We start from the raw sequence: 23,273 nt of genomic DNA, 5'->3' as shown, positions 1-23,273 counted from the left end.
TTGTAACTCTGATTGAGTTGAGAGTACTAAAAAGGCTTGGAATTGTAACTCTGATTGAGTTGAGAGTACCAAAAACAGCTGAGACTGTAACGCTTACCAGCTAGCAAGCCAGCCCCCCTTGCTACTTACTTCATCAACTCTAATCAATCTCCTCCATTTATTAAATATCCAAATCAACCGCCCCTTAGGCTTATGGTAGGATAGACTTAGTATGGTAAAATGACTTGTTTTCAATGAAAGGGTGGGGGAATGAAGGGATTCAAGAAGTTAAAGGATGCCGATCAAGGGATCCACCAGACCATGCAAGATCGATTGAATCAGCAGTTGCTTGCTAATCAAGACCAAAACGAAGCTTATGCTGCCGCTACTCATAGCCCTGCTTTTGACCAGAAGGAGGCCTTTAAACGACTGCAAGAAGTGGACTCCAGCCTTTATGAAAAAGTCTTAGTGGCTTGTCAAAAAGTGGAAGACCCTGAGCTGGGACTGGACCTTTATAACCTAGGCTTGATCTATGACTTGCTCTATGATGGTCGGGGGCATTTATGGATTAAGATGACCCTCACCATGCCGGGCTGCCCTTTGGCAGATGTGATCTTTGACGATTTGAGTCGAGTCCAAAAACAAATTCCAGCCATCGAGGCGGTCAAAATTGAACTGGTCTGGTCGCCAGCTTGGCATCCGGAACGCTTGTCACGCTATGCTCGGATGGCATTGGGATTCATGTAAGGAGGAAGGACATGTATAATATCGGGATTGATATCGGGTCGACCGCTTCTAAAGTGGCGGTCTTGAGCCCAGATAAGACGACGGTAGTCACGCAACGGGTGATACCCTCGGGTTGGAACATGCGGGAGACTTCGGAGAATATTCGCCATTGGTTGGATCAAGAAGGATATCTGGATGACGCGACTGTAGTTGCCACGGGCTACGGACGCATCTCAGTGCCCTTTGCAGACCGGACGGTCACGGAGATTACCTGTCATGCTCGAGGGGCGGCCTTCTTATCTGGTGAGACCTTGAATATTATTGATATTGGCGGCCAAGATACCAAGTTCATCCTCATGAAAAATGGCATAGTCAACGACTTCCTGATGAATGATAAGTGTGCCGCTGGGACCGGAAGGTTTGTGGAAGTAATGGCTAACCGGCTCGGCTTGACCTTGCAGGAGATGTTTGATGCGGCGAGTCGGGGATCCAAGGAGATCTCTCTATCTTCGGTCTGTACGGTGTTTGCGGAATCGGAAGTGATTTCTTTGATGGGGCAAGGACGGGACCAAGACGATATCGCCGCGGCGGTGATCAATTCAATCTGTTCCAAGGTCGCCGGCTTAGTCAAGCGTAAACGGACTTTTGGGGGATATTTCTTGACCGGCGGCTTTGCGGGGAATCCATTGATCTTAGAAAAACTATCGGAACGCTTGGGGTCGCCAGTGATCTCGGATCCTGATGGACGCTTTGCTGGAGCTATTGGGGCTGCGAGGGAAGCCAAATGAGCTTGCTAGAAGATCTCGAGATCATCCGTCGTCAGGGATTTATTGAAGCCATGAATCGAGCCAGTCGACAAACCATCGTGGCAATCTTTGGTCGGGTGCCCTGGGAAGTCTTCTATGCTTTTGACATCTTACCCATTCGTGCCTATGCGGCGGATGCACATGTCATTGAAGAGCGGCAGGGCTATTGCACCATGCTGGACGCAACTTTGGAGTACTACCGCTTGAACAAGTGCCCCTATATGCACTTTGCCAAGGCCTATATGGTGGATGACTTTTGTCCCTTGCGCTTGGAGGCCTTGACCCAAAACTTAAATCCGGTCTATATCTATCGTGATCTTGACGGACTGATCCACCTCTTAGAGGAAAAAACTCAGCAGAGCCTGGATCTAGTTAAGCTAGAGGCCGTGGTCCAACAATCCCAGGCGATTTCTCAAGCCTATCTAGCCTTAAATCAAGCAGACTTGGAGCCGTCCATCATTAATCAAGCCCATTACCAGGCTCAATTTATTTTTGATTTGGACCAACGGCTAGCCTTTTTGCAAGACTTGATGACCGATCAAGTAGTCAGTCATCCCATGGTGGCGACGAACCAGTTGGCTGGCATTCAAGAACATCTAGCAGACCAAGTCCAGCTAGTAGGTTGGGGTTGTGAAGAGGAAAGGCATCTGATCAGTGACCAATCCGGGCTGGCCTTTTTGAAAGAGAAATACCAGTCTCAGAAAAAGAAAATCGACTATCAACCCTGCGGTTGTCCCTTCAATGAGGGGGCCAAGCAGTTAACTTATGAGGGGGAGCAATCATGCAAGTAAAGGATCTATTAAATGTCTGGACCCAAATGTATATCGATCTAGAAGATCCAGACTTATTAGCTAAAGAATTACCGGATAACTATCGAAAATACTTTAAGGCGGATGAAGACCGTCCTGAAATGATGAAATACTTTGATGCCATTATGGCTGAGTTCGGCGCTTCCTTACTGCAGCGAATGATGGACTTTCGGATTAAAGGGGGCAAGGTGGTCGGAACCTATTGTGCCCATATCCCGAATGACTTGATCTATGCGGCGGGAGCCTTGCCGATTGGCCTTTGTTCGGCCAGTACGACCTTTGCCCAGATGGGTGAGCAATTTGTGCCGGTTAATACCTGCCCATTAGTCAAGGCTTCTTTAGGGGCGCGTCTAACTCACTCCTGTCCCTATGCGGCTTCAGCCGATTTATTAATCGGGGAGACTTCCTGCGACGCAAAGACCAAGGCTTGGCCGATCATGCAAGAAGAGGCAGACATGTTCGTTCTGCAGCTTCCTAACCGTAAGACGGCTGAAGATTTTGCTAAGTTTAAGGCCGAGTTATATAAAATGATCGAGGCCTTGGAAGAGCTCACTGGTAACCAAATCACCGCTGAGTCCTTAGCGGAAGCCATCCACTACCTGAATGAACAAAAGAAAGCTATTCACAGGATGTGGTCCTACCGTAAACGCGATGAGATTCCTATTTCGGGTAAGGACTGTTTGATCGTTCAACAATGTGCGGCCTATGTAACCCCTTTGCAGTATATTGACCTCGTCAATCGCCTCTGCGATGAGTTGGACCAACGGATTGCCCAAGGACGGACGCTAACCACTAAGGATACCCCACGGATTATGTTGTCGGGGTCACCGATTGGCTTGCAGGCTTGGCATATTAATTCCATTATCGAAGCTTGTGGAGGGATGGTTGTGGCTGAAGAGACCTGTGGCAGTCTGCGTTTGTATGAACGTCTGGTTGCTGAAGAAGGGGCTAGCCTGGATGAGATGCTGGATGCCATAACGGCCAAGTATTTTGGGGGCATCCATTGTGCCTGCTTTACCCCGAATCCAGGTCGGATTGAAGACTTAAGACGTCTTCGCCAGGACTACAAGGTGGATGGTCTGATCGATATTCACCTCAAGTTCTGCCAGATTTTTGATGTGGAACACTACTTTATTGAAAAAGAAATGACCAAGGACGGCTTACCTTGCATTGGTTTGGAAGTCGATTATGGGGACGATGCTTCGGGGCAACTACTGACCCGACTCGAAGCCTTTTTGGAGATGATTGCCTAATGGAAACGAAGTATCTAGTGCTCTTTAGTAATGTCAATGATGGGATGGCACTCTATCAAGCTATGCAGGAGGCTGGGATGCCTTGTAGCGTCTCCTTCTCTCCTAAGAAAGTGGAAGCGGTCTGTGGAATTACTGTCCGCTTTCAAGGGGATGACCAGGTCAGTGCCGTTTATGATCTGGCTCAAGCTAAGGATATCGCGATTAAAGAAATTATTGAAGATGAAGGGGACGCTTAGGCGTCCTTTTTTTGGTGGGATTAGATGGGCTCGGTTGGAGGATTCTATCGACTTGCTGGCGTCTGCTTGACGGGTGCCAGTTTTCTTTTTGAGGCAATTATTAGTTTTTTTGATGCGCCTTGATCCTTGATTAGAGCCTGTTTGGCTGAGAAGGGTCGGTAAAAAGCAGTTTATTTATCAAAGATCTTAATTTGAAGCGGGGGACTAGACATTCTAAAATGAATAGGACTAGTGTCTTAGAAAGGATGGGATAGTGTGCGGGTGGATTCGGTCTTAGACCTAATTGGAAATACCCCCTTGTTGAAGCTAAATCACTTGTTCAAGGAGGATCAAGCAAAGGTCTATCTAAAGTTGGAGATGTATAATATTGCGGGTTCGATCAAAGACCGGGTAGCGCTTGGAATGATCGAGGCAGCGGAAGCATCGGGAGAATTAAAGCCGGGACAGACCATCTTAGAATGCACTTCAGGTAATACTGGAGTGGGTCTGGCTATGGTGGGAGCTTTAAAGGGCTATCCGGTAAAAATTGTGATGTCTGAAAAGGCTAGCCGAGAACGGCGGCAATTGATCTCAGCTTATGGCGGTCAGGTGATCTTGTCGTCCAGTCCAGGAGGGATTGCGGAGGACGTGGAACATTACCGAGAAGTTGCCAAAGAAAAAGGCTATTACTTTATCTCCCAATTCTGGAATCTAGCCAATCCTCAAGCCCATTATGATTCGACCGGACCGGAGATTGTAAGGGACTTGGGACGGGTGCCGGATGCCTTGATTGCTGGCGTGGGAACGGGTGGAACCTTGACGGGAACCGGGGCCTATTTGAAGGCGCAAGATCCCGCTTGCCAGGTCTTTGCCCTGGAGCCCAGTGAAGCGGCGGCTTTATTAGGACACCCTAGTGGTGATCACCAGATCTCAGGAATTGGGGCTTCGATCTTGCCGGGAATTATTGACCAAAGCCTCATCGATCAGGAGTTGACCGTCGATACAGCGACTGCTATTGACTGGGTCAAACGCTTGGCGCAAGAAGAAGGGGTCTTTTTAGGGACATCTTCAGCGGCGGCAGTGGCAGCTGTCAACCAGGTGATCGATCGTTTTGAGCCAGACCAAAGCATTGTGGTGATTGCTCCCGACTCGGGAGAGCGGTACTTGTCGATGGAATTATTGGATATCAATATTCAAGAAGCAGAATAGAAAGAGGGATTGTATGAAAGATTTTTTAACACGCGCGATTCATGGGGGACGCTTAGAAGATACGAATTATCCGGGGCCGTCCTATCCGATTTATTTGTCATCAACCTTTAATCAAAAGGGGCTGGATGAGTTCGGAGAATTTATGTATTCCCGTTCAGGTAATCCCACCCGGTCTAACTTGGAAGAACAAGTGGCATCCTTAGAAGATTGCCAATATGTCTTAGCTACCGCTTCTGGAATGGCGGCGACCGCTATTGCTTTATCCTTCTTACAAGCGGGGGATAAGATCTTGATTAATTCCAATGTCTACGGTGGTACCTGGACTTATGTGTCGGATTTTCTAAAGCAAAAGGGTATTGACTATGAGATCGTGACCGACTTCAATCAATATGACTTTGATCAAGTGAATCCGGCTGTCAAGGCTGTTTTCATCGAGACCCCATCCAACCCCTTGGTTGAAGTGACGGACATTGCAGCGGTTAGCCAAGCAGCTAAAGCAAAAGACCTAACGGTGATCGTGGATAATACCTTTATGACCGCCTACCTGCAAGAACCTCTCAAATTAGGGGCGGATATTGTGGTTTATTCTGCCACTAAATATTATGGCGGCCACTCTGACCTGATCGCTGGCTTGATCGCTTTAAATGATGAAGCACGCTACAATGACTTCAAAAAGCAACGTAAGCTCTATGGATCGCCTTTGGCACCTTTTGACTGCTTCTTATTGAGTCGCGGAATCAAAACCATGCCTCTGCGGATTGATCGTCAAGAAGCCAACACCAAAGAAGTGGTAGAATTCTTAAAAAACCATCCCGCTTGTGACCGGGTCTACTATACGGGCCTGGATCCAGAATCAAAGGCTTATGCGATTCAAACTAAGCAAGCCAAGGGCTTTGGTTCCTTGATATCCTTCGAACTGAATGAAGGCTATGACCTGAATGCCTTCTTCAAGGCCTTACAAGTCTTCGACTTAGCAGTCTCCTTGGGTGGGGTGGAATCCTTGATCTGTCTTCCTGCCAATATGACCCATGAGGACTATGAGCCAGAATTACTGGACCAAATCGGAATCAAAGCGAATCTGTTGCGGGTGGCGATTGGTATTGAAGGCGCCGAAGACTTGAAGGAAGACTTGAAACAAGCCTTTGAAGCGGCGAAGAAATAGAATTGAGAAGAAAAAAGGCTAGACATCCAAGTCTAGCCTTGATTAAAAACTGATAGGGTTGATGAAAGTCTTTTGGCTTTCATCAACCCTATCTTTTTTAGCAGTGATTGCTACTCAGTGAGGCTTATCTTTTAAGGACTTCTTGGTCGTAGGCTTGGTAGATGTCTAGATAGTCAGCCCCATCTAAAAGGAGTTGATAGCGATCAGGACGGCCTTTAACCCATTTGTTGACCCCTTCCATGCGCATTTCTTTGGCGACAAGTGGATCGTCCTTATCCATTTTCAGCATGAGGTCGATCAATTTGTGATAGTCTTCGCCCTTTTCTTGTTCTAGATCTGGCTGTCCTAGGAAGATACAGTGATCCCAATAAGGAGTCTTGCCGATCACTTTGAGTTCCCAGTCCATATACACGCCAAAGCCTAATTCCTTTAAGAAGTTGCGGTAGAAGGAGATGGCACAATCGATCTTACCTTCATACATGGCTTTGATACCGTCATTTTGGGTAGGGAAGTTGACTTCTTGATAGTCCTTGCCGACTTCTAGACCTTGTTCGCGCAAGTATTGGACAGGAATCAAACGCGATTCAGCCGAATACTTAGGACCGGTTGAGATCGTCTTGCCCTTAAGGTCTTCGATGGATTGGATCGGGCTGTCTGCTCGAGTGATGAAGACGGAGTGACAGTCGATATCGGTATCTTCGGCCAAGGGACTTAATTGCTTACCGTCAAAATGATGGTTGACGATGGCATAGTTCAAAGGGCCTCCCCAGAAGAGATCCACCTTGCCATCCAAGAAATAATTCAAGGCGGTATTAGCGGGAGATAGATGAAGGACTTCAATCTCTAGACCATTTTGCTTGAAATATTCCAAGTAAGCATCAAAAATCTCGACATAGGCTGTGGAAGCATCCATTGCGATTGTTAATTTGTTCAAAATACGAACCTCCTTATAAAATCTACCTTCATGATAGACAATGGTCAAAATGAAGGCAAAGGAAATTTTGTAAATATTTATGATATTTTTTAATGAATGGGGGAGGTTTGGAGTATGAAATACTAATATAGACGGATCAATAATTGGATAGATAGGTGAATACTGTTTGCCTGTTCAATAAGATTGATTTGAATATTAGAAATTTAAGACTTCTAATAAATAAGAATTCGATCAATCGTCTAGTGGTTGACCCCTCAAGGTCAAGTGGTTAGGATTAAGCTGTTAGCTTAGGGGCTCGAATCCCTTGGCCAGCGGATTAGAACAAAGGAGGAAATCGATTGTCTAAGTATTATGATGATGCCAAAGCCTTTGGCGAAAAGCACTTAGCTCCATATGCTAAAGAAGCCGATATTGAGGGAGTCTTTCCAAGACAAGCTATTCAAGCCTTGCGAGAAGCAGGATATTTTGGCTTGGTAATCCCAGAGGAATATGGGGGTTGGGGTCAAGATGTCGGCGCACATGCGGAAGTATGTACCGCCCTTGCAGAATGGGATGCTTCAGCGTCCTTATGCTATATGATGTCGAATGTAGGGGCTTATTGCCTAAGTCTCTATGCGGGTGAAGAATTAAAGAAAGCCATTCTTCCAAAGGTAGCCTCGGGGGAAGCGATTCTTGCCCTGGCTTACTCTGAAACGGCTAATGGAACACACTTCTATCTACCAGAAATGGAAGAAGAAACGCATGAAGGCTATTCCATTTTGAATGGTCGTAAGAGCTTTGTGACGACTGCTCGGGAGGCAGACTATTATCTAACGATCAGTCGGAATGTCAAGGACGGTTCAACCAACCTATGGCTTGTACCCGGTGACACAGAAGGTTTATCCTTTGAGTCTAATTATGATGGCGTTGGCCTTCGAGGCAATGTTTCGGATCCAATGATTCTAAAAGATGCCAAATTGGATCACTTCTATCGCATTGAAGGCAATGGCGATGGTGACCGTTTGATCTTCTTGGTGGGCTTAGCTTCTTCTTCGGCAGGGATTGCCATGGCGATTGCAAGAGAAGCGGCTAAATATGTGAAAGAACGAACTTATTCTAACGGTCGGTCTTTGGGTGAGATCGAAACCGTTGAGACCAACTTGGCAGAATTATATGCCCGAGCTTATGCTGCTAGAGAGACCTTGTTTGCGGCAGCTTATAATGTTCAATCTGGAGCCGAAGATGGTTTTATGAATGTCAATGCTGCCCGCATCATGACAACTTCTGCAGCAGTGAAGAATGGAAGTCAAGGGATGCGTTTGGTAGGTGGTATTGGTTATGTCCGTGGTAAGAATCCGATGGAACGGTTGATGCGTGATTCCCTAGGAGCTCAGGTCATGGCACCGGGTTATGACGTCTTACGTGTGTGGTTAGGCCGTCAGCTCGTTGATCTGCCTTACTTAAAGGGAATCGATTAAGGGTTATTTATTAGACTAATAAATCAACAACGTCTATTAGTAACTTTCATAGATAATATATTTTTATTATCTTGAATCGAGAGTTTATTCATAGTATACTTAACTTGTTTGTGAACAAGTTATCAAGGCTGCAAACCTAGGTGCAGTTAAGGTACTTGAGCCGATTGTTGCTTTTCTTGAAATTAAGGAGGAAAAAGATTGAAAAACGCTTGTAAATTCTTTTTGGCGGTTATTTTATTAAATGTTGTGGCAGCCATTATGCCAAATCAAGTCCATGCCGAAGAAAAATTTAAAATTCGCTGGGCACAAGGTTTAAGTGGGAACGCTATGGTAACCATTGCTAAAAACCAAGGTTATTTTGATGAATATGGACTAGATATTGAAGAAATTCCGCTAGAAGGTCCTTCCGATACCTTCTCGGCTTTAAATAATGACCAATGTGATATTGTTTCGAATGAAGGAACTAATGCTCCTCTACAAAATATCTCTGCAGGTAACGACCTGATGATCTTTGGAGGTCACATGGTTGCCGGAGCGATGCCAATCATCGCCCCTAAAGGGACTAAATGGAACGGGGTTGAAGACTTACTTGGTAAGAAGGTAGCGGGAAGCCCAACCGGTTACTATATCTCAGGTCCACTCTTAGATAAGGGCTATGATCCAACCAATGAAATTACTTGGTTAGAATATGATGATGACAAAGACAAGGTAATGGCGGTAGCTACCGGCGAAGCAGATTATGGGGTTATTGGTACTAACCAAAACTATGCCATCGCTCAATCCAACGAAGTTGAAGTTATGGCTTACTTAGATGACGTATTACCTAACTACTCTTGCTGCCGAATGGTAACACGTAGCGATTTCTTCAATGATCACAAGGAAGAATTCAAAAACTTACACAAAGCCCTATTAAAAGCGACTAAGTACTATTACGAAAATAAAGACGAAGTCGTTAAGATGACGATGGATAAATTGGGTGCTAACAAAGAATATGTGGAAGCCTATATCAAGAGTGACCACTACATCATCCACCCAGACCCTCTTAAAAAACCAGTGCTACGCGCTTGGGATTGGTTAGGTAAATTAGGCATCTTGGACGCTCGTGCTAAAGATGTAACGATTGAAGACCATATCGATAATGATGTCTATCTTCAAGCGTTAACCGAATTAATTGATGAAGTGCCAGAAGATCAAAAAGCTTGGTACGAAGATCAAATGAAATACTTCGAAGAAAATAATAAATAATTTCTATTAATGAGTAGATAAAATCAAAAAAGGAGCTAAAAGAGATTGAATAGATTTATTCAATCTCTTTAGCTTGTTAACATAAATTATAGAGAGGTGACTTATGAGTTTTATTAACGTTGAGCATCTTATCTTCTCTTACAAGGGCAGCGATGAGATTATTCTAAAAGATATTAATTTTACAGCGGAAAAAGGAGAAATCATTACGATTCTAGGACCTTCTGGCTGTGGTAAGAGTACCTTGCTGAAGCTGTTAGCTGGACTCCAATCTCCCACCAAGGGGAAGGTTCAAATGAATGGCCAAGATATTAAGTCCGCCAGTCTAGATCGGGCTTTTGTCTTCCAGAATTATGGGCTCTTTCCTTGGATGAAGGCTGGTGAAAATATTGAATTAGCCTTGAAGCAAAAGTTCCCTAATTTAAGTAAGGCAGAAGTAAAAGAACGTACTTTACATCTTCTGAACCAAGTGGGATTAAGCGAGGATGTTGCTCAAAAATTACCTAAAGAATTATCCGGTGGGATGCAACAACGCTGTTCAATTGCTCGGGCTTTAGGGATCGATTCGCCAGTCTTATTGATGGATGAACCTTTTGGGGCTTTGGACGCTATTACACGGGCTAAGCTGCAAGATTTGCTGCTGGACTTGATGAAGGAATTCGAACAAGAAAAGACGGTATTCTTTGTTACTCACGATGTGGACGAAGCCATTCTCTTGGGAAGCCGTACTCTTGTCTTGGGTCAAAAACCATCCAGCATTCTATATGATGTATCGGTACCTTATCTCAAGGGTGAAGACCGTGCTACCTTATATGAAGACCCAGCTATCTTAGAATTACGTAACCAACTCTTGCATTATATTAACTTGGATATCTCCAAACGGATTGATAAGGAGGACCAATAACATGAAAAAAATCATTGAATTTATTAAGAATTATTGGATTACTGCGCTCTTATTCTTGGGACTTTACTTTTTATATGTCTATCTAGCTAATAGCGAGAACATTAACAATCTCTTGTTCCCTCCAGTGAGCCAGATTATTAGTGCCTTTGGGGAAGTTAATGTAACCTTCCTGCATAATATGATGGGGTCTTTCGGATTGATGATTCCATCCTTATTGATTGCTTTGATTATTGCTTTAGCCTTAGGAACCATTATGGGCTTGAGTCCTTTCTGCCGTCGGGTCTTATATCCAATTATCTATACGGTCAGTGTGGTTCCTTCTATCCTGTTATCACCCTTTGCCTTAGTGTTAGCGCCAAACTTCAAAATGGCCTCCATCTTCTTGATTGCCTATAACATTATCTGGCCAACTCTTTTTGCGACGATTAATGGGATTATTACCATTGACCGGGTCTATTTAGATATTGCCGACACCTTAGAAATCAAGGGCGTTAAACGCCTATTCAAGGTTCTTTATCCAGCAGCTATGCCATCGATCTTCTCTGGTTTAGTGACTTCTATCCGGGGTACCTTCCTAGTCTTAGTCTTTGCGGAAATGTATGGTACACAGCTAGGGATGGGTTACTTCGTTAAGAAGTACACCGACTACGGAATGTATGACTACGCCTGGGCAGGCTTAATATTTATGATTCTTATCCTCTTAATCGTGATGCTAGCCTTTGAAAAGGCCAAAGAACGCACCTTAAGATGGACGATTAATGATAAGTAGACTATCTTTATTAATAATTTTAAACACAATCTGATTAAAGAGACTTGTTAAAGTCTCTTGTATATAAAAATGTATACTTTGATTAAATGTAGTATACTATGGATGACGAACTTCTTTTATCGAACGTTTGTTATAGTGTTTAAAAATTTATATGATTAAGGAGATTTATATGAAAAATTCAGAAAAGTTGACAATGATGGAAATTGTTGTGATTGCTGTAATTGCTGTAGTTATGGGTATTATTTCATTAGGGATTGATGCGATTTATATGCCTTTAGCAACGGCGTTAGGTCCCTATGGATCAGCTGTTATTTATGGTATTTATTTTGTATCATCGATAATCCCAATGTACATTGTTAGAAAACCAGGCGCTTCCTTGTTAGGATCATTATTCACAGGTATTATGAATATTTTATTGGGATCCCCTTACGGAATTCATATTGTAGTTGCTCAATTATGTCAAGGACTAGGGATTGAGCTAGGATGTGCAATGTTTAAATATAAGCGATTTGATTTTGTGCCATTAGCAATCGGAGCAGTCATTGGAATGCTACTTAAAACCACTCGTGATTACTTTGTGTTTGGATTTGGTGAATTAGGATCCATGATGCCTATTATTACCATCATCCGTTGCTTATCAGCAGCGATTATTGGTGGATTTGTTACTATATTGCTCGGAAAAGCCCTATTAAAAACCGGGGTATTGAAGGAATTTAAGATCGCTAAGGATCAACTATAGGTTAGATTGATGTTAGAAGTTAATAATTTATCACTAAAAATAGATCAGACACAAGTCTTTTCAAATATTAGTTTGACTGCTACCCCTGGTGAGGTGTTACTCATCAGGGGTAAAAGTGGTTCTGGAAAGTCGTCTTTGTTACAAGTGATTGCGGGAGTTATTCCTAATGCCTATCATGGAGTCGTGACAGGGGATTTATTATTAAATAGCGAAAATATAATTCATGAATCTATGATTGAGCGATCTGGGAAAATAGGTTATCTGATGCAAGATCCTGATAGCCAACTAACAAGCGAGACTTCATTTGATGAATTGGTATTTGGACCTGAGAATTTCAATAAATCAAAGCGCGAAATTGATGAAATAGTCGATTATTTAAAAAATGAATTTAATTTAAATTACATTTTGACACAAAATACTCATTCTCTTTCAGGAGGGCAAAAACAACGCTTAATGTTAGCTTCGATTGTCGCTTTAAATCCAGAGATATATTTATTGGATGAACCAACAGCAAATCTAGATACTAAAGCTATAAGACAAGTTGTAAGTATTATCGATAAGCTTGCTCATGAGCTAGGGAAAACCGTAATTCTTGTAGAGCATAATATGCTAGAGTTTTCCGATATTATTGACTCTGTTTATGACTTCGAGGAAAAGACTCTGACGCATAATATTACCAAGGCCGATCTAGAAAAAATGGGCGAATTATATCCTTTGCCTAATGTAGAACACTCTTTTAAAGCTGAATCATACATTGAAGTTAAAGATTTGTCTTACGCATATAATGATTGTGAGCCACTTTTTGAGGATATAAACTTTAATATTCATAAAGGAGAAATTGTTGCGCTTGTTGGTGAAAACGGTGCGGGAAAATCCAGTTTGGCGAATCTATTATCCGGTCTTATTAAATATGAGAAAGGAAAAATTCTTATTGATGGGCAAAATATAAAGGACTTATCAAATAGGGAAATTGGCCAAAAAATTGGATTGGTATTTCAAAATCCGGAACATCAGTTTGTGAAATTAACAGTTGAGGACGAATTATTGGTTTCCTTAAATTATCAGGATTTAGATGATTCAGACAAGAAAAAATTAGTCGATGAATATTTGAATGAGTTTCAGTTATCGAATCATCGAAGTGCTAATCCCTTCGAATTGTCTCAGGGTCAAAAAAGGAAGCTATCCACAGCAGTGATGCTGATCCAAGGTCAGAGCTTTTTAATTTTAGATGAGCCTACCTATGGTCAAGATCCTCAGAATTTACAATCGCTCATGAAATTATTAATGGAAGTGAGTAAGCGAGGCGTATCGATACTGATTATTACCCACGACGATGAACTGTTGAAAAAGTGTTGTCACTCAATTATTCTCCTTAAGAACAAAAAAATAGGTTTTCGAGGAAGTCCAAGGGAGTATTTTGATAGATTGGAGGTATTTAATGACTCACTTTAAGTTAAAAGATTTAAATCCTTTAGTGTTCATTGTGATTCTCTTGCTAGTATCAGTTTTAATTTCCTTGGATAAGATGCCTTTTCTATCTTGGACATTGGTTATTTGTGTCTTAGTTATTCAACTTATGTGGTCGAATAATGGTAAATTAGTAGTTTTGAAACAAACAGCATATCCTTTTGCACTGGGCTCTGTCTATGTTTTCTTCATTTGGTTGACTAGAAAATTAGGGGGGATGCCGATCGATTATCTTTATTTGCTAACTTTAATCGGTCGATTTATGGTTTTTGCTTCCTATACTTTTTTACTAATCAATAATGTGACGACTAAGCGTTTAACGATTGCTCTTATCAAATATTTAAAGATGCCAAATAAAATTGGGTATGCTTTTATGGCGGTATATAATTTTGTCCCATTATTCCGTAAAGAATTAACTCAAATTCAGTATACCTATGCTATTCGAGGTTTAAATAAAAAGGGTCTTTTTGGAAAAGTTCAAAATATGTTCCAATATGCGATACCTCTTTTGGTAACCTCGATTCGTAAAGGAATGAGGTTATCGGTCTCTATGGAAAACCGCGGCTTAGGTAAATACCCTACTCGGACATATTATCAAGATTTAACATTTTCTAGACGAGATAGTTTGTTTTTATCGCTATTTTTAATTGTATTATGTGGGCTTGTCATAATCTATGGTTATTATGGATTGATTAATTTATAAGGAGTGAACTGAATGCATGACTAAAATTATTATTATAGGTGCTTCATCTTCAGGAGCTACTTGTGCGGCACGATTGAGAAGATTAAATATTCAGTCTGAAATTGTTATCTATGAAAAAAGACCCTATTTAACTCTGGCTGATGATTCTTATTTAGCTTATTTAAAGGGAGAAATCCCATCAATTGAGGCACTTCAACTTTTGAGTAAACCTGTCTTTGAGCAGACTAGGCAGCTCAAGATTCAACTTGAACATGAAGTCATTTCAGTGGACCCTGCGAATAAAAGTCTAAAATTCCGTGATCTAACTACCGGAGAAGTATCAGATGATTCCTATGATATATTAATACTAGCGACAGGGTCATCGATTCCTAAAGTTAATGATCGCGCATATTGTATGGATGATATTGATGATTTAGAATATCTGAAAGATTCTTTAAAAAGTTCGAAACAAGTTATCTCAGTATTAGGCGCTAATAAAAGTGCGGTAGAATTATCTCACTTTTTAGTAGAAGAAGGTCATGAGGTACATTTAATTAGCCAAGATGATCGAATCATGGCCGAGTGCTTCGACGATGATTTATCACAGTTTTTGCAAAAGCAATTATATGATCAGGGAGTTGTTTTGCAACTAGGTGAAGATCGAATCCCTGAAGAAGGTTTGATAATATCCTGCCTTCCTAAGCAGGCCAATAGTAAATTGGCTAAGGATTCAGGGATAAAAATTGGAATCAACGGTGGAATTAAGATCGATTCAAAATATCAAACTACCGTTAGTGGTGTTTATGCAATCGGTTCTTGTGTCAATTCAACGATTGCATTGACTAATAGTGAAACGATTAATGTATCTGAAGGTTATAAACAACAATCGGCTCGTAAATTGGCAAATCAATTACTAGCAGATTCAGAGGAGACTTCAAAGTCGTATCTAAGAAGTATGATAGTCACTTGTGGAGCTATGAAGTACGGTGCAGTTGGTCTGACCTGTCAAGAATGCGAACAACAAGGCATTGATTATGATCAATCATTAGTTATTCCCGGAGATATGTTGCGTTTAAGACCAGAAGCGAGACCGATATATTATAAACTCATCTTTGAAACGAACACTGGTAAAATCCTTGGCCTTCAGGTAATGGCTTATAGAGATGTTTCAAAGGATTTAGATACGGTTAGCTTGGCGATATTTAATAATAACAGTGTTTATGATATGAAAGAGTATCAACTGAGCTATTCGCCTGAGTATGGTAATCCGAAAGAGGCAAGCAACATGGCAGCTCTAAATGCTATTAATATCATAGAAGGCCGTGTAAATGCTATTATGTTTGATGAAGTGAGAGATATTGTTGAAAATCATAAGGGAGTAATATTTGATACGCGTTCTAAAGCGGCGTATGAAGCACATCATATTATTGGGTCTAAACATATGTCTTATGAAAATATGCTAGAAGATATTAAGGATTTACCAAAGGATCAGCCGATTTATCTATATTGTACGATCGGGCAAAGATCTGCCTATATGGTCATGCATTTGAGACAGTTAGGGTATACTCATGCATACAATATTCAAGGGTCTATTCTACCCTTATCTTTTTATGAATATTATCGAGACCATGCATTGGGAAGAAAACCTATTTTGAATAGCTACTATCTAATTGATCATTATTAACTAGGAGGATGAATCAGATGTACAAAGAAGCGAAAGAATTCGCAGAAAAATATGTTAAACCATATAATCTTGATATTGATAAAGAAGGAAAATTTCCTAGTGAAATTTTGGATAAAATAGGTGAAGAAGGATATTTTTCTTTAGTGATCCCTCGTGAATATGGAGGAAATGGTAAGGGGCTTAAAGAGGTAATTGAAGTGATTCATGCCTTGTCTGAAGCCAGTCCCTCAGTAGGTTTGGTTTATACAATGCATCCGGCCGCAGTAGTGGCATTATACGAGAATGATAATACTGAACTGGCTAAACATATATCAGAAGAAATTGTTAAAAATAATTACTTTATGACTGGAGCCCATAGCGAGTTTGAAACAGGATGCCACTGTATTTCAACTATGAACACAGAATTAAAAGAACATTCGATGACTTATACGGGACGTAAAAGTATGATTACGGCAGGAGGCTATGCGAAGTATTATCTAACGACTACACCTCCTACCATTGAAGAAGCACAGGATTATTGGATGTTTGATAAGGATATGCCTGGAATTAGCTTTGAAGAGAATAAGTGGGATGGCGTTGGTATGCGAGGAAATATGGCTGTACCAATGATTTTTGATCATGTAGAAGTGGATTCTACATATCGTGTCGGAACCCAAGCTCTGAACTCGACGATTTATTTTAATTTAGGGCTAGCAGCAGTATATTCGGCGATTACTCAGAGAGCCTTCGAAGAAAGCCTTGAACATGTTAAGTCACGGAAATATTCTGATGGATCAAGCTTGATCGATTTTGATGCTGTTAAGAAACATATAAGTCGAATATATCGATTATCTTATAGTTCGAAGGCGTCGATTGAGAAAGTGATAGATACATTTGAAAAAGATCCCGCTAATGCATTAAAAGAGTGCCTTGCAGCTCGAATTCTAGCTTCTGAAAATTCGGTTGAGGCAACCACGATTGCAATGCGTATAGGAGGGGGACAATCTTATAATAAGTCTAATATTATAGAATCACTTCATCGTGATGCATTGGCAAGCCAAGTGATGACACCGAGTCTTGATGTACTAGAACAATTGGTATCATCTATGCTTTAATAAATGCATTTATATTGAGTGCAAGATGAATTAGGGTATAGGTTTATAAAATAAATATCGGTCTTAGATTGAGAATAATTTAATTCCCTAAATTATATAAGTGATAAATGGTCTATTGTCAGGTGGATTGATATTAGATAAAAGCTGAGTGTATAGATTATAAAGATATAGGCATATATGGTAGCAGATGGGATGAATGACATAAGCATGAAGACGGTATTGGAAATGAAATATTAAAAGACTAATTACTTGAGGTGAAACACATGGACAAAAAGATTACGTTAAAATATCCATCAAATTTAGTATGTGATATTCATGTTGGAGAGCATCGATTGATAACCGATTATCCAGTGGAACGCGGTGGATACAATGTTGCGATTAGTCCTTGGGAGGTGTTTCTTTCTTCGATTATTGCTTGTCAAGGAGTCAATCTCGCAAAATATTGTAAGGAACATCAGTTAGATTATAGTGAGATAGAAATGGAACTGGTCCCCATTGTTTCGGATAATCAAAGAGACCCCAATCCAGAATATCAAATAAGAATCGATATTCCTGAGACTTTTCCTTCAGAACATATTAATGAGATGGTTCGCTTCTTTAGTGATTGTCCAGTAGTTAACCATTTGACTAAGCTTAATCCCATTCTTTCCACTTACATTAATGGTGAGTTAGTTGTGAAGAATGAAAGAGAGTAATGTTTTTTATTAGAGAACAGTATAGTTTTTAGTTTCAACTTAATTTCAATTCAATAATTTTATAATATTATGACTTGACAATACATAGGAATTAGCGTTGATGACTCAATTTTCGAAGGAATCTAGCAGCTAAATCCTGTTTAGTTCTCTTTTTATTTCTGTTTTTTGAATAATAGTGTTGATGGAAGATAAAAAATTTTCCATCAACACTATTTATTTTAGAGCCTTTATTTAATGGATTTTGATGTCATATTTAACAGGCGCGCCAATTATGGGGATCTTTTGCCAGCTATAAACTTTAATTGATCATTTGTACAATATATTGTACAATGATTGAGAGGTGAAAATCATGGAAATAACAAACTACAGTGATTTTAGACAAAATATGAAGAAATATATGGACCGTATTAATGAAGAATCCGTCGAATATACCGTTACTTCCCAAAATGGCAATGATGTGGTCGTGATGGCTAAGTCTGATTTTGACCAAATGATGGAAACCTATCATCTATTATCTAGCCGGGCTAATCGTGAGAACCTCTACCAAGCAATGGACGAACTTGAACATGGCGACTATGAAGTTGAGGATATCTAATGAAGATTCATTGGAGTCGACGAGCTGTCATTGACCGTGAACATTGGAAGGAACATAATCCAAAAATCTATGAAAAACTTTATCAATTATTAGGGGCCATCAAAGAAAATCCCTATCAAGGCTTAGGGAAACCAGAAGCATTAAAATTTGATCTGTCGGGCTATTGGTCTAGACGTCTCACTCGACAAGATCGTTTAGTTTATCGTGTGACTAACCAAGTCATTGAAGTCTTATCTTTTAAGTATCATTATTAATAAGTCTTATGTTCAATAAGGAACCACATATTTTTAGAACCTAACAATTTTAGATTGCTAGGTTCTTTTTTGTGCAGGTTAGAATGGGGGAAGATGTGATAAGTATAAGTTTTATAAAGTAACTAAAGAAAGGAGGTAATCCAAGTATCTTGCTTTTTGATGAACCGACATCTGCTTTAGACCCTGAGAAAGTTTCTGAAGTATTGGACGTCATTAGAGAAATTGTTGCAGATAAATTAGCTACAATTATTTTAGTAACGCATGAGATGGAGTTCGCCAAAGAAATATCTGATAAAGTTTACTTTATGGAAAAAGGTCTGGTTGTTGAAAGTGGATCACCGGATAAAATATTTACAAATGCAAGAGAAGATCGAACAAGACAGTTTTTAAAGCATTTTCATAAATGATTTCGTATGAAAAACTTTAATAAGAAACAGGGTTGACGGAGTTTCTCTATCAACCTTGTTTTTTATATACATTTCTATTTGTTTGTTACAAATAATCGTTCAGATTATCCGGTCTAACTTGATTTTCTACTTGCTTTTTATCTAAACGAGGTAGATTTTTCTTTTGCCAATCAATCCATGATCCATCATAAAGACAGGTATTATCCCAGCCTAAGATTAGTGAATAAAAATATGGTAGACAGGCTCTCCACCCAGTTCCGCAATAGAAGGCTATTCTATCTTCAGGAGTTATGCCTTGTGTCCGCCATAGGTATGCAATTTCATTAGGATTGCGATAACTTCCATCTGGATCATAATAATCTTCCATTTTCTTGATCTTAGATCCCGCGAATCCCCATATTGCATTATAAGGCTCTCCCACGGTCATTTCATTGGCGATACTGGGTAGATTTTCATATCCTCCTTTGATTCCTACATGCTCCTCCCAAGAGCGTACGCTAACTAATTTAATTTTATGTTCTAGTTGAAGATTGTAGATATCACGACCGTCTTCAATTCTCATGTGTTTGTTTGGGTAATCCTTGGAGACTTGGATGTTGGTTTTATTTGAGCTATTTGTTTTTTGTTCCAGTGGAAAACCAAGCTTTTCCCAAGTACCTATACTTCCGTTTAATAGACGAACATCTTCAATTCCAGCCCATTTAAGAATGAAAGCAGCCCTAGCAGCAGCAGAGGGGTTTCGAGAGTATAGAATTTGTGTTTTACGATTATCTAGACCTATTTGAGAGAGATAACTCAATACCTTGTCATGATTACTAATATTTAAGGTGTTCTGATCTTCTAGATAGTTTAAATTTAAATAGACGGCAGTTGGTATGTGTTTTTGACAATATAAGTCATAAGCATTGAATTCTTCATCAGGCATAGTATCAATTAATGAACTATTGACTTCGAATATTTGGTAGCCATTATTATTGTTTTGATCTACATTTTCACCACTCATCAATTTTTTCAACCAATGAGGAGAAACAAAGTATTGGAAGTTTGGGAACTGAAAGAATAGATCCGACCGTTCTTTATAGAGTTGACCCAAATTATTAAAAATGCTAACAAATGGAAAATTTAGTTTTTCTTTTAATATGTGATAAAACTTGATAGATCGATCAGGATTAGCATCGTAAAGAATGATTTCTTTATTTTTAGGAATTCCTTTATTAATAATAAAAGACTCAAGTTTTTTTTCATTAATATTATTTAGCCATTCTATCGGAAATTGAACAGCTCCAATAATATGGCCCTTAACTTCCAAATCATCAGCATAGCCATTAAAAAAGCTATCTTGTCGAGTGTCTATGAGCTGAACTAATGGATTATCAATGAATTGTACTATTTGTTTAGTATCTGAATAAATGTTAATTGACATATAATAAAAACTCCTTCTAAAAAACCTAGCCCAAAATGGGCTAGGTTTGATTTCTATTTTTCTAGAATAACTTGGGAACCTTGATAGATTTCATTGAATTTATCTTTAAATTCGTCTGAATTTAATTCTTCTAGAAGAATTTTAACCCATTCTGAATCTTTATCTTTTTCATGAACAACTAATCCAATAGGGAAGTCACCAGATTTCCCATCTTCTTCTATGTAACTTTGAGGGTCAATTCCTGCTTTTTGCATAACTGAAGTATTTCCTAGTGCTGCGTCAGCATCTTTATATGCCCCAGCAATCATACTTACTTCAACTTCTGTAAATTTAAAGTTTTTAGGATTATCTTTAATGTCAAGAAGTGAGATGAATTCCCCACTAGGTTCATTAAGAGTTAGGAATCCTAATTTTTCTAAGAATTGTAGACCGCGTTGCATATTGGTTGGGTCATTAGGAATTAAAATTTGAGCGCCATCTGGGAGATCTTCTATTTTTTCATGTTTTGTTGAATAAATACCAAATTGAGAAGCGTAGGCAAATTGGTCATCTAGCATTACAAAGTCTGCGTTATTTTCTTTATTGAAAGTTTCAATCCATGGCTTATGATTACCAATAATGACATCTAAATCACCCGCTTGTAATCCTTCTGCTGGAAGACTGTTGCCATCAAAAACTTTCAGTTCAACTTCTATATCTCCTTTTTTGTTAACTTGGTCTGTTAAGAAAGTAAAAATATCCTGATTAAGTCCATGGACACCTAGAACAATTTTTTCTTTCTCTTCTGCCTTTTTTGCGGAACGTTTAATTTGGGATGAACTATTAAGTGCTAGGTCACGATTACTATAGTTAAAAACTGACAATGTAATAATCCCTATAAAAAGCATTAAGACAATATAAAAACTATTTTTTCTTTTCATAATAAACACCTTTCTTAAATTTCTTATTTGACTTTTTTATAGATTAAGTCTCCGATGAATTGAACAATATTCACCAATATAATCAAGACAACGACTGCATAGTATAAGATAAATTGGTTAAAACTCTGGTAACCATAAGTAATTGCAACAGCTCCTAATCCTCCACCTCCTATCGAAGAAGCGATTGTTGACCCAGCAATATAAGTAATTACCGTCAATGTCACAGAATGAATTAATTGAGGTAAACATTGTCTGACAATCACTTTAAAAAATATCTGAAGATCTGTAGCCCCGTATGATCTAGCTGCCTCGATGACTTGTTTATTGACGCTTAGGAAGTTTCCTTCAAACATTTTTGCCGTAAATGCTGAACAAGCAATCGATAGAGTGAATATGGTAGCTTTCATTCCAATAATGCTCCCGATTACTGCTCGTGTTACGGGGATTAGAGCGATAATTAAAATCAATAGGGGCATTGAGCGAATAAGATTCAAAATTGTATTGAATAAATTATAAAGTTTTTTGTTATAAGTTAAGCCATTTGGACCCCATAGAATTAAGAGCATAGCTAAAAGAAAACCAATTGTACAACCGATGAGAGCAGTAAAGCTAACGATCGTGATTGTTTCTAAAGTAGCAGGGCCAATAAGTTTGCTCCAGAGGGGTATAATCTGATCCATCTAGATTCACCTCAGTCATTTAATAGTTCAAACCGGACTGACTTACTGATTAAATACTGTTTTAAGGTAAGTTCATCGTTTTTAGATACTGAAATTATAAAGTGATTGATTTGGGTATTTTTTAAATTATCTGAATAATAATCAATTAAATCTATATTTATTGTCAATTCTCGAAACAGTTGGGTAATCAATTGGCTTGAGTGCACGTGTGCAAGATATTTTACATGAAAAATTGTTTTTGAAGGACGGCTGCTATAGGATTTAGTTTTTCCAATTAAGTTTTTTAAACTTTGTGGTTGATTAAAAAATATTTCTTCGGAGGAACCAACATCTTTTATTTCACTTTTTTCGATAACGGCTACATAATCGCATAGAGATTTGACAACTTCCATTTCATGAGTCACAACAATGATTGTTTTTTTATAACGTTCATTAATACCTTTTAATAAGGAAATAATTGAATCAGTGCTGTTGGGATCGAGTGAAGACGTTGATTCGTCACTTAAAATTATATCTGGATCAGTTGATAGAGCACGAGCAATAGCTACTCTTTGCATTTGTCCTCCAGAAAGGTCTCTTGCTCTTACATGCTTTTTATCCTTTAAGTTTACCAGATCAAGTAGATCATCAATTTTTTTATTGATGGTTGATTTATCATATCCCCAAACTTTCATTGGTAACGCAATATTTTCTGCGACAGAAATTCGGTCGATCAGCGAGAAATTCTGAAAGATCATGCCAATGTTTTTCCGAGTTAATCTTAGCAGACTAGGAGACATTGTTGAAATTTCTGAGTCGTCAATAATTATTGAACCACTATTAATTTTTTCTAAACCATTAATACATCGCAATAGGGTTGATTTTCCACTACCACTTTTACCAAGTATTCCAAATATACTCCCGCTAGGGATCGATAGGTTAATATCTTTTAGAACATGGTTCGAGTCATAATATTTTTCTAGATGTCTAATAGTTATCATCATTATCACCATTTCAAACTCTATATTATTACTATAATAAACCAGTGGAAGTTGATTGTATATCAATGTCATTCTAGCATAAAAAGATACTAGGGCTATATCTATTAGTAAATTTAATAGATGCGTATAATTTATTAGTTTCTTAATATTAATACTGATATTAGAAGTGTTTTATATAATTTCTGGCG

Annotated in this window: 25 protein-coding genes; 20 read left to right on the top strand and 5 right to left on the bottom strand. The window is 39.3% G+C overall.

The features are described from left to right. Positions 1-249 precede the first annotated feature (249 nt). From HMPREF2758_RS08620 to HMPREF2758_RS08590, 7 genes are all read left to right on the top strand, one after another. Positions 250-726: a metal-sulfur cluster assembly factor gene (locus HMPREF2758_RS08620; RefSeq protein ID WP_070610162.1), complete on the top strand. Its 477-nt coding sequence runs from the start codon at positions 250-252 to the stop codon at positions 724-726. 11 nt (positions 727-737) lie between these two features. After that, entirely contained in the window at positions 738-1,493 is a 756-nt protein-coding gene (locus HMPREF2758_RS08615) for an acyl-CoA dehydratase activase (RefSeq protein WP_016648466.1), read from the top strand. Next, positions 1,490-2,302 (top strand): 2-hydroxyacyl-CoA dehydratase family protein, encoded by an 813-nt coding sequence (locus tag HMPREF2758_RS08610; protein WP_070610161.1) that lies wholly within the window; start codon positions 1,490-1,492, stop codon positions 2,300-2,302. Before HMPREF2758_RS08615 ends, HMPREF2758_RS08610 begins: the two co-directional genes overlap by 4 nt. After that, positions 2,293-3,573, top strand: a complete 1,281-nt coding sequence (locus tag HMPREF2758_RS08605; RefSeq protein ID WP_070610159.1) for a double-cubane-cluster-containing anaerobic reductase — start codon at positions 2,293-2,295, stop codon at positions 3,571-3,573. Before HMPREF2758_RS08610 ends, HMPREF2758_RS08605 begins: the two co-directional genes overlap by 10 nt. Next, positions 3,573-3,809, top strand: a complete 237-nt coding sequence (locus HMPREF2758_RS08600) for a putative Se/S carrier protein (RefSeq protein WP_070610156.1) — start codon at positions 3,573-3,575, stop codon at positions 3,807-3,809. Before HMPREF2758_RS08605 ends, HMPREF2758_RS08600 begins: the two co-directional genes overlap by 1 nt. A gap of 255 nt (positions 3,810-4,064) precedes the next feature. Next, a complete protein-coding gene (locus tag HMPREF2758_RS08595; RefSeq protein ID WP_070610154.1) occupies positions 4,065-4,997 on the top strand; it encodes a PLP-dependent cysteine synthase family protein in 933 nt (310 codons plus the stop codon). Positions 4,998-5,010: 13 nt separating this feature from the next. Then, the gene (locus HMPREF2758_RS08590; protein ID WP_070610152.1) at positions 5,011-6,159 is read left to right on the top strand and encodes a trans-sulfuration enzyme family protein; all 1,149 of its coding nucleotides are present in this window, start codon (positions 5,011-5,013) and stop codon (positions 6,157-6,159) included. Between the two features lie 124 nt (positions 6,160-6,283). Here HMPREF2758_RS08590 and HMPREF2758_RS08585 read toward each other — a convergent pair whose 3' ends face one another. Continuing rightward, positions 6,284-7,093 (bottom strand): phosphate/phosphite/phosphonate ABC transporter substrate-binding protein, encoded by an 810-nt coding sequence (locus tag HMPREF2758_RS08585; protein ID WP_016648460.1) that lies wholly within the window; start codon positions 7,091-7,093, stop codon positions 6,284-6,286. Positions 7,094-7,431: 338 nt separating this feature from the next. On the opposite strand from HMPREF2758_RS08585, the gene HMPREF2758_RS08580 reads away from it, so the two are divergent. The 13 genes from HMPREF2758_RS08580 (at position 7,432) to HMPREF2758_RS08520 (ending at position 19,082) form a co-directional block, all read left to right on the top strand. Further along, positions 7,432-8,550, top strand: coding sequence for an acyl-CoA dehydrogenase family protein (locus HMPREF2758_RS08580; protein WP_070610150.1), 1,119 nt, complete (start codon positions 7,432-7,434; stop codon positions 8,548-8,550). Positions 8,551-8,748: 198 nt separating this feature from the next. Next, on the top strand, positions 8,749-9,795 hold the full coding sequence (locus HMPREF2758_RS08575) for an ABC transporter substrate-binding protein (RefSeq protein ID WP_070610149.1): 1,047 nt from the start codon (positions 8,749-8,751) through the stop codon (positions 9,793-9,795). A gap of 103 nt (positions 9,796-9,898) precedes the next feature. Further along, entirely contained in the window at positions 9,899-10,696 is a 798-nt protein-coding gene (locus tag HMPREF2758_RS08570; RefSeq protein WP_070610147.1) for an ABC transporter ATP-binding protein, read from the top strand. A 1-nt stretch (position 10,697) separates the two neighbouring features. Continuing rightward, positions 10,698-11,465: an ABC transporter permease gene (locus tag HMPREF2758_RS08565; protein ID WP_016648456.1), complete on the top strand. Its 768-nt coding sequence runs from the start codon at positions 10,698-10,700 to the stop codon at positions 11,463-11,465. 169 nt (positions 11,466-11,634) lie between these two features. After that, positions 11,635-12,204, top strand: coding sequence for an ECF transporter S component (locus HMPREF2758_RS08560; RefSeq protein ID WP_070610145.1), 570 nt, complete (start codon positions 11,635-11,637; stop codon positions 12,202-12,204). A gap of 9 nt (positions 12,205-12,213) precedes the next feature. Continuing rightward, positions 12,214-13,656: an ABC transporter ATP-binding protein gene (locus tag HMPREF2758_RS08555; RefSeq protein WP_070610143.1), complete on the top strand. Its 1,443-nt coding sequence runs from the start codon at positions 12,214-12,216 to the stop codon at positions 13,654-13,656. Beyond that, entirely contained in the window at positions 13,643-14,374 is a 732-nt protein-coding gene (locus HMPREF2758_RS08550) for an energy-coupling factor transporter transmembrane component T family protein (RefSeq protein WP_070610141.1), read from the top strand. The genes HMPREF2758_RS08555 and HMPREF2758_RS08550 overlap by 14 nt, the downstream gene beginning before the upstream one ends. A gap of 16 nt (positions 14,375-14,390) precedes the next feature. Further along, positions 14,391-16,037, top strand: coding sequence for an FAD-dependent oxidoreductase (locus HMPREF2758_RS08545; protein WP_070610139.1), 1,647 nt, complete (start codon positions 14,391-14,393; stop codon positions 16,035-16,037). Between the two features lie 17 nt (positions 16,038-16,054). Continuing rightward, positions 16,055-17,131 carry an acyl-CoA dehydrogenase family protein gene (locus HMPREF2758_RS08540; RefSeq protein ID WP_168163141.1) on the top strand — a complete coding sequence of 359 codons (1,077 nt, stop codon included), beginning with the start codon at positions 16,055-16,057 and terminating at the stop codon, positions 17,129-17,131. Positions 17,132-17,394: 263 nt separating this feature from the next. Continuing rightward, complete coding sequence (locus HMPREF2758_RS08535; RefSeq protein WP_070610135.1) at positions 17,395-17,826, top strand: OsmC family protein; 432 nt, start codon at positions 17,395-17,397, stop codon at positions 17,824-17,826. 349 nt (positions 17,827-18,175) lie between these two features. After that, positions 18,176-18,421: a type II toxin-antitoxin system Phd/YefM family antitoxin gene (locus HMPREF2758_RS08530; protein WP_070610133.1), complete on the top strand. Its 246-nt coding sequence runs from the start codon at positions 18,176-18,178 to the stop codon at positions 18,419-18,421. Next, positions 18,421-18,675, top strand: coding sequence for a Txe/YoeB family addiction module toxin (locus HMPREF2758_RS08525; RefSeq protein WP_070610131.1), 255 nt, complete (start codon positions 18,421-18,423; stop codon positions 18,673-18,675). The genes HMPREF2758_RS08530 and HMPREF2758_RS08525 overlap by 1 nt, the downstream gene beginning before the upstream one ends. A 149-nt stretch (positions 18,676-18,824) precedes the next feature. Continuing rightward, a complete protein-coding gene (locus HMPREF2758_RS08520) occupies positions 18,825-19,082 on the top strand; it encodes an ATP-binding cassette domain-containing protein (RefSeq protein ID WP_148128901.1) in 258 nt (85 codons plus the stop codon). Positions 19,083-19,167: 85 nt separating this feature from the next. On the opposite strand, the gene HMPREF2758_RS08515 is transcribed toward HMPREF2758_RS08520, so the two are convergent. The 4 genes from HMPREF2758_RS08515 to HMPREF2758_RS08500 are packed head-to-tail and all read right to left on the bottom strand — an operon-like array spanning position 19,168 to position 23,097. After that, positions 19,168-20,505 (bottom strand): rhodanese-like domain-containing protein, encoded by a 1,338-nt coding sequence (locus HMPREF2758_RS08515; protein ID WP_070610129.1) that lies wholly within the window; start codon positions 20,503-20,505, stop codon positions 19,168-19,170. 53 nt (positions 20,506-20,558) lie between these two features. Further along, a complete protein-coding gene (locus tag HMPREF2758_RS08510) occupies positions 20,559-21,425 on the bottom strand; it encodes a MetQ/NlpA family ABC transporter substrate-binding protein (RefSeq protein WP_070610127.1) in 867 nt (288 codons plus the stop codon). A gap of 23 nt (positions 21,426-21,448) precedes the next feature. After that, positions 21,449-22,105: a methionine ABC transporter permease gene (locus tag HMPREF2758_RS08505; protein WP_070610126.1), complete on the bottom strand. Its 657-nt coding sequence runs from the start codon at positions 22,103-22,105 to the stop codon at positions 21,449-21,451. A gap of 11 nt (positions 22,106-22,116) precedes the next feature. Next, positions 22,117-23,097 carry a methionine ABC transporter ATP-binding protein gene (locus HMPREF2758_RS08500; protein ID WP_083304871.1) on the bottom strand — a complete coding sequence of 327 codons (981 nt, stop codon included), beginning with the start codon at positions 23,095-23,097 and terminating at the stop codon, positions 22,117-22,119. Positions 23,098-23,273: the final 176 nt, after the last annotated feature.

Origin of the sequence: Facklamia sp. HMSC062C11 (genome assembly GCF_001810675.1) — a bacterium.
Classification (GTDB): domain Bacteria; phylum Bacillota; class Bacilli; order Lactobacillales; family Aerococcaceae; genus Facklamia; species Facklamia hominis.
Note: the sequence above shows the minus strand (reverse complement) of the source record. Positions and strands in the feature narration are given on the sequence as shown.

Coding starts and splice junctions, on each gene's coding strand:
- HMPREF2758_RS08565 (WP_016648456.1), top strand. CDS start 10,698: ATGAAAAAAATCATTGAATTTATTAAGAATTATTGGATTACTGCGCTC.
- HMPREF2758_RS08530 (WP_070610133.1), top strand. CDS start 18,176: ATGGAAATAACAAACTACAGTGATTTTAGACAAAATATGAAGAAATAT.
- HMPREF2758_RS08560 (WP_070610145.1), top strand. CDS start 11,635: ATGAAAAATTCAGAAAAGTTGACAATGATGGAAATTGTTGTGATTGCT.
- HMPREF2758_RS08515 (WP_070610129.1), bottom strand. CDS start 20,505: ATGTCAATTAACATTTATTCAGATACTAAACAAATAGTACAATTCATT.
- HMPREF2758_RS08590 (WP_070610152.1), top strand. CDS start 5,011: ATGAAAGATTTTTTAACACGCGCGATTCATGGGGGACGCTTAGAAGAT.
- HMPREF2758_RS08535 (WP_070610135.1), top strand. CDS start 17,395: ATGGACAAAAAGATTACGTTAAAATATCCATCAAATTTAGTATGTGAT.
- HMPREF2758_RS08570 (WP_070610147.1), top strand. CDS start 9,899: ATGAGTTTTATTAACGTTGAGCATCTTATCTTCTCTTACAAGGGCAGC.
- HMPREF2758_RS08610 (WP_070610161.1), top strand. CDS start 1,490: ATGAGCTTGCTAGAAGATCTCGAGATCATCCGTCGTCAGGGATTTATT.
- HMPREF2758_RS08510 (WP_070610127.1), bottom strand. CDS start 21,425: ATGAAAAGAAAAAATAGTTTTTATATTGTCTTAATGCTTTTTATAGGG.
- HMPREF2758_RS08525 (WP_070610131.1), top strand. CDS start 18,421: ATGAAGATTCATTGGAGTCGACGAGCTGTCATTGACCGTGAACATTGG.
- HMPREF2758_RS08550 (WP_070610141.1), top strand. CDS start 13,643: ATGACTCACTTTAAGTTAAAAGATTTAAATCCTTTAGTGTTCATTGTG.
- HMPREF2758_RS08555 (WP_070610143.1), top strand. CDS start 12,214: ATGTTAGAAGTTAATAATTTATCACTAAAAATAGATCAGACACAAGTC.
- HMPREF2758_RS08545 (WP_070610139.1), top strand. CDS start 14,391: ATGACTAAAATTATTATTATAGGTGCTTCATCTTCAGGAGCTACTTGT.
- HMPREF2758_RS08500 (WP_083304871.1), bottom strand. CDS start 23,097: ATGGTGATAATGATGATAACTATTAGACATCTAGAAAAATATTATGAC.
- HMPREF2758_RS08605 (WP_070610159.1), top strand. CDS start 2,293: ATGCAAGTAAAGGATCTATTAAATGTCTGGACCCAAATGTATATCGAT.
- HMPREF2758_RS08505 (WP_070610126.1), bottom strand. CDS start 22,105: ATGGATCAGATTATACCCCTCTGGAGCAAACTTATTGGCCCTGCTACT.
- HMPREF2758_RS08540 (WP_168163141.1), top strand. CDS start 16,055: ATGTACAAAGAAGCGAAAGAATTCGCAGAAAAATATGTTAAACCATAT.
- HMPREF2758_RS08620 (WP_070610162.1), top strand. CDS start 250: ATGAAGGGATTCAAGAAGTTAAAGGATGCCGATCAAGGGATCCACCAG.
- HMPREF2758_RS08600 (WP_070610156.1), top strand. CDS start 3,573: ATGGAAACGAAGTATCTAGTGCTCTTTAGTAATGTCAATGATGGGATG.
- HMPREF2758_RS08615 (WP_016648466.1), top strand. CDS start 738: ATGTATAATATCGGGATTGATATCGGGTCGACCGCTTCTAAAGTGGCG.